Origin of the sequence: Phytobacter sp. V91, assembly GCF_965644225.1 — a bacterium.
Lineage (GTDB): Bacteria > Pseudomonadota > Gammaproteobacteria > Enterobacterales > Enterobacteriaceae > CBFFRJ01.
The window spans coordinates 1-5598 of record NZ_CBFFRJ010000202.1 but is presented as its reverse complement, the minus strand read 5'-3'; the positions used below and the strand labels follow the sequence as shown (position 1 = coordinate 5598).

The window sequence follows — 5598 nt, the reverse complement described above, 5'->3', positions numbered from 1 at the left end:
GAGCAGGATAGCTTATCAGCCGCTAACCGTCCTTCCATCTACATGACCGAGCGTTGCACTTATTATCTGAATTCGCGACTGATAAATTCATAACGCAGCCCCCCAAAAAATAGACATATACCCAAGTAACTTCAAGATGCAGGATGGTAGTACTCCAACAACTTCCCCTACCGCGGCCTTGGGTTCAGGCTCCAGCAACTTTAAGTATCATGGGTATACTATTCCGCGCAGCTATTTAGTCTCCAAGATTCCCGGGGTGGTTCATAGACCATCCTTAATCATCCCAGCCAAAGCCGGAAGACGTCCTACACGGGGAGCTTACAATCAAGTAAGCCACGCCTCTCTATCTCATTGAGAATGCGTGGGACCACCTCTTTACTTTGGTGGATATTGCCACCAGAGATGATGATCTGGCTGGCATTGTCATAACCGGGCGACCAGAGCGTATTGTTTAGTTGCACATCTTTATACACCGCAATCAGCGGCTTATTCCACGCTGCAGAAATATGCACAATCGCCGTATCCGGTGAAATAACCAGATCCGCGTTGGCGATAAGCTCCATCATATGATGCAGGGTTTTAAAGGGGCTAAGAGTTACGCCATCAGGTAATGGCAACCTTATTTCTTTTCGATGATCAAGTAAAATTATATTGATGCCATTGTAGTGCAGCTGAAGAAGGTTGATGATGTTTGCAAGCTGCTCCTGAGACATGCAACGGTCAGTATTACCCGCAAAAATATTGATAATTACCGTTTTACCCTTGGGTAATTCAGCAAGGTGTTTTTTGACTTGTTCTTTAATGTCTTCAGGAATGTGTAAATTATTAATTTCCAATGATTCTTTTTTTATCTTTAAAAAATCAGCTATCAAATGGTAGGTTTGGCTAATATGATTATTACAACAATCGAAATCAAAAACCTTATTATAATGATTGATTTTACTCCATTTATTAAAACCAATAACACATTTCGCTTTTATCTGTTTTAATAATAACATACGATGCACAGGAGTATCAAAAAGGGAAGGGTCGATAATGATATCGTATTTATTGCTATTTAATTGGTTAATCACCGACTTTGACACGTTATGGGAAAAATTTTTTAAGAAGTGCGTTGAGCTAATAGTCTCGGCCTCAAAGATATTCCTGATATACGGATTAAATTTTACGACAGAACTGTTTGATGTTGTTAACAGAAAATCCACGACAAAGCCAGAATTGTAGAGACATTTGACCAGCGTGGTATCGACAACGACATCACCCACCGCCCCCTCATTGCGTATGAGTAATACTTTTTTCGCCGTGCCGATATCAGGGGTTATTTTATTTTTTGCATCCCAAAGGAACTTTGCAATGCAAAGCCTGGTCATATATCTCAATTTTTTTATAAGGTAATTACGTCGCCTGTTGAGTTCTCTGATTTTTCTAAAACGCCCTGTCGTGATCATAACAGAAGTGTTTGCCATAAAGGTTTCTCCGTATCTTGACGTATAGGAAATTGAAAACATTTATACCCGTCATTTTTCAAGCTGCATGAGCGTTGGCTACGCTCGTTCACCCGAATCACTTACTACAGTAAACTCATCGGGATTCGCTCACTTGCCACCTTCCTGCAACTCGAATTATTTAGGGTATAGAGACTATTTCATTAGGCCATTTATTGACATCCAGCAGTACGCAAGAGTAAAAAAGACCAAGCCTGGTGCAGTGCGGCTATGTGGGAGAATAACTCAAAACCTTTTTTCCACAAGAGTTTGAAAAACTGTAACACTATTTGTGAACGGAGAACAATCCTGAGCACAGGAAGGTGATTAAAATGATCGGCCTGTCGGAAGAGGGGAAGTCTCATGCAGACCATCTTTCCGGTTGCTTCCCGTTCCGGGAAAATAGTGTACATCATTCTGAAAGCGGAGATAAAGCGCGTGTACGATGAAAACCACAGCGTATATGGCGTCCGCAAGGTCTGGCGTCAGTTACTCCGGGAGCACATCAGCTTGGCCAGATGTACGGTGGCACGGCTGATGAAGGCGATGGGGCTGGCCGGGGTACGCTGGGGCAAAAAGGTACGGACCACCGTCAGCCGAAAAGACGCTGCCGCAGGTGACCGGGTAAACCGCCAGTTCGTGGCTGAACGGCCAGACCAGCTGTGGGTGGCAGACTTCACCTACGTCAGCACATGGCAGGGCTTTGCTTACGTGGCGTTCATGGTTAGGAATCTGGAAAAACGTTTTAAAAACTCACTGACCATGAACAGAAGCTTTGCAGGTCGCGGTATGTACATGAAAGGCAGTGTAAAATACGGCGATGAGGGTGGAAAGAACTTCGGCTGCGCAGCAGGCATGCTACCGGCAGGTGTATGTATTTAAGAATAATCTTAATTTATACTTTTTTTTCTAAAAAAACTGACATGAATTAAGTATTTCGCGTAGTTTGGAATTTGTTATTTACAAGATAACAAATTCCCTGGTGTTGGTTAAATTACTGACTATTAGTCAACTCTGAGTTGGATCGACGAGGCCTCTCAGAGTTTTTTTCTCTATAAGATTGCGCACTCTTATAGAGAAAAGTCAAATTTTTGTATGAGTCCACAACCTATTGCACTATTAATGGGGCATGCAAATGTGAAGCCAGTATTGGAGCTTTCATCCATGATGACCCGTAAAAGTGAACCGCCCCGGTTTTCCTGGAGAGTATTTTAGCTGGGAACTCAGGCTGCCAGATCACCGTTTACGATGGAAGCGCAATATGCCAGTTCTGCTTCTGCTGGCGGGATATGGCCGAGACGTTCCAACAACCGCCGGTTGTTGTACCAGTCCACCCACGTCAGTGTCGCCAGCTCCACTTCGGCGCGGGTTTTCCAGCTTTTACGATGTATAACCTCCGCTTTGTAAAGTCCGTTGATGCTCTCTGCCATTGCGTTGTCGTATGAGTCGCCGGTGCTGCCCGTTGATGCCAGCAGCCCTGCGTCCTTAAGCCGTTGCGTGTACGCCAGCGACACATACTGAGTGCCTTTATCGCTGTGATGGATGGTTCCGACGGGACGTCTGGCCCACAATGCCTGATCCAGCGCATCCAGTACGAACGTTGTTTCCATCGACGATGAGACCCGCCATCCCACGATGCGACCGGCGAACACATCGATGATGAACGCCACATACGCGAAGCCCTGCAAGGTGCTGACATAGGTAAAATCAGCCACCCACAGCTGGTCAGGCCGTTCGGCCACGAACAGGTCAGCCTGGCGGCTGCAAATTGAAAACCCCGCCGTCTGCCTGACGCTGAGTTGCCATACTCTGTGTGAAATATGTATGATCTGACTACATATTTTCTTCAGGACCTTTCTCCATGATGACCCGTAAAAGTGTTGATACCCTTCTGCTCTCTGCTGGCGCGGATAAGCTCTCTCAGCGTGAACGGGACCGGATGAAGATGCTCAAACCCATGGACCCGCCACCTGTTATGGTTGCCAGCTCCATCCTGGAGCACCGCCGCGACAACTCCGCGCTTGCCCGTCAGCAGACGACTGAAGCTTAATTTGCCTCATGCTGTCCGGTTTTACCCCGCGACCACTTAAAAAACTTTTTACGGCCAACCAGTGCTGGACCTCCTTCCTCGATGCTGGCGGTCTGCGCGATATTGAAGTCGAAGCCGTCACCAAAATGCTCGCCTGCGGCACACGCATCTCCGGCGTGAAGGAATATGGCTGCGATAATCTCGGCTGTCCGCATGTAAAATACATCACCAACGCCTGCCACAGCCGCGCCTGCCCGTCTTGTGGTAAAAAGGCCACCGACCTGTGGATTACCGCTCAGCTCAACCGCCTGCCGGACTGCGACTGGATACACCTGGTCTTCACCCTCCCCGATTCTCTCTGGCCCCTGTTTGAGGTCAACCGCTGGCTGCTCAATGACCTCTGCCGCCTCGCCGTCGATAACCTGCTGTACGCCGCCGGCAAACGGGCGCTGGATATCGGCATTTTCTGCGCTATCCACACTTACGGTCGGCGACTCAACTGGCATCCCCATGTTCATGTCTCCGTCACCTGCGGCGGTATCGATGAATACGGGAAGTGGAGAAAAATCAGCTTCCGTAAGGATGCCATGCGCGCCCGCTGGATGTGGAATATCCGCCAGTTGCTCCTGAGCGTCTGGTCTGATGGCATAGCGATGCCGCCCTCGCTGTCACATATCACCACCGGCTCACAGTGGCGCAGCCTGATACTGACCGCCGGAGGCGATTACTGGCATGTGTACATGTCAAAAAAGACGGCGGGTGGTAAAAACACCGTGAAATACCTGGGTCGTTACCTGAAAAAGCCACCGATAGCAGGCTCCCGGCTGGCGCACTACGCCGGCGGTGCCACGCTGAGCTTCCGCTACCACGACCACAATACGGGCGAGCAGGCCACGGAGACGCTGACGCAGCGGGAAATCGTAGCGCGCCTGAAACAGCATATCCCGGAAAAGTTCTTCCGGATGGTGCGCTACTTTGGCTTTCTGGCCAACAGGGTGTGCGGAGAAAAGCTGCCGGTGGTCTACAGCGCGCTGGGGATGGAAAAGCCGGAGCCGGTGTCGAAGGTATGCTATGCGCAAATGAGTAAGCAGTTCCTGCGGCGTGACCCGTTTGAATGCGTGCTGTGCGGTGGGCGAATGATGTATCGCCGCGCGGTGACGGGTCTGAATGTGCAGGGGCTGAAAATCCATGCGCGGGAGATCAGCCTGATGAGGTATATCGCGGCCTGATGCAGGGAAGATCCGCCCGCTATCCGCTGACAGCCTGAAAAACGGCCAGAAAAAGCACGGATCATCACCAAGCTGCAGAGCACCACTTACCCGGTGGCATACGAATCAAAGAGTGATTAAATTCTAACCGCCACATTCACGGGCTGAAATGGTTTCAATTTCCTATACGTCAAGCCGTGAGGGCGATTTGTCACAGGGTTAAGGGCTAATTGTCACGGAATATGAGCTCAGGTCAGGGCAATTTGTCACAGCATCAGGGTAATTTGTCACAGTGACCTCTCTGTAAGCCGCGTGGTTACTGGTCCTTTGCCCTCCTTAAAAATAAAGATCTAAAAAACCTTAAAAAAGATCCTTTTAAAAATATCAGTGGGATAAGTGGATAAGTTTTTAGTTCTGGCGCGTAAGCAGTGTATTTGACATCAGCTCCATGGTGCTTCCTCGCTCACTCGCGGGCTACGCCCTGTCGTTCGGCTGCGGCGAGCACTGTCTGCTCTCTAAGGGCTGCTTATTACGTTATTTTTGCGACCGGAATATCTTTCCAGCGAGTAGTATAGGCCGGTGACAACATCTCCCGTTTCATTTTCCATTCAGGAGATACCCCTCTGCCGGCAAACCATATCTGGCCCAGTCCGCTCTGATTGACATGATCCACAACTTTCATAAGTGCCTCACTGTGCGGCCGTGGCGCCTGTTCATGGTTAGGAATCTGGAAAAACGTTTTAAAAACTCACTGACCATGAACACAGGAGCCCGAAACGCAGTGATGGTGTGTTGTCGGAGAAATCATGGCAATAAAATACGGTTTTCGGCGGGTTTTTAACCTGAAAGCCGTTTTTAAGGCGCACTTATCCCGCAG

At 48.9% G+C, this 5598-nt stretch carries 3 protein-coding genes and 3 pseudogenes; 3 read left to right on the top strand and 3 right to left on the bottom strand.

What is annotated here, in order from left to right:
- Positions 1-305: 305 nt before the first annotated feature.
- The gene (locus ACSZO4_RS24360; protein WP_437891662.1) at positions 306-1466 is read right to left on the bottom strand and encodes a glycosyltransferase family 9 protein; all 1161 of its coding nucleotides are present in this window, start codon (positions 1464-1466) and stop codon (positions 306-308) included.
- A 435-nt stretch (positions 1467-1901) separates the two neighbouring features.
- Here ACSZO4_RS24360 and ACSZO4_RS24355 point away from each other — a divergent pair.
- A pseudogene (locus ACSZO4_RS24355) lies at positions 1902-2210 on the top strand (IS3 family transposase); the annotation flags it as partial.
- A gap of 497 nt (positions 2211-2707) precedes the next feature.
- Here ACSZO4_RS24355 and ACSZO4_RS24350 read toward each other — a convergent pair.
- Positions 2708-3229 (bottom strand): annotated as a pseudogene (locus tag ACSZO4_RS24350) (IS3 family transposase); the annotation flags it as partial.
- A 116-nt stretch (positions 3230-3345) separates the two neighbouring features.
- Between ACSZO4_RS24350 and ACSZO4_RS24345 the strand changes: the two are divergent.
- Together ACSZO4_RS24345 and ACSZO4_RS24340 are read left to right on the top strand one after the other, a co-directional pair.
- Positions 3346-3534, top strand: coding sequence for a hypothetical protein (locus tag ACSZO4_RS24345; protein ID WP_437891661.1), 189 nt, complete (start codon positions 3346-3348; stop codon positions 3532-3534).
- Between the two features lie 8 nt (positions 3535-3542).
- The gene (locus ACSZO4_RS24340; protein WP_437891660.1) at positions 3543-4742 is read left to right on the top strand and encodes an IS91 family transposase; all 1200 of its coding nucleotides are present in this window, start codon (positions 3543-3545) and stop codon (positions 4740-4742) included.
- 508 nt (positions 4743-5250) lie between these two features.
- On the opposite strand, the pseudogene ACSZO4_RS24335 reads toward ACSZO4_RS24340, so the two are convergent.
- A pseudogene (locus tag ACSZO4_RS24335) lies at positions 5251-5436 on the bottom strand (DUF4113 domain-containing protein); the annotation flags it as partial.
- Between the last annotated feature and the right edge of the window lie 162 nt (positions 5437-5598).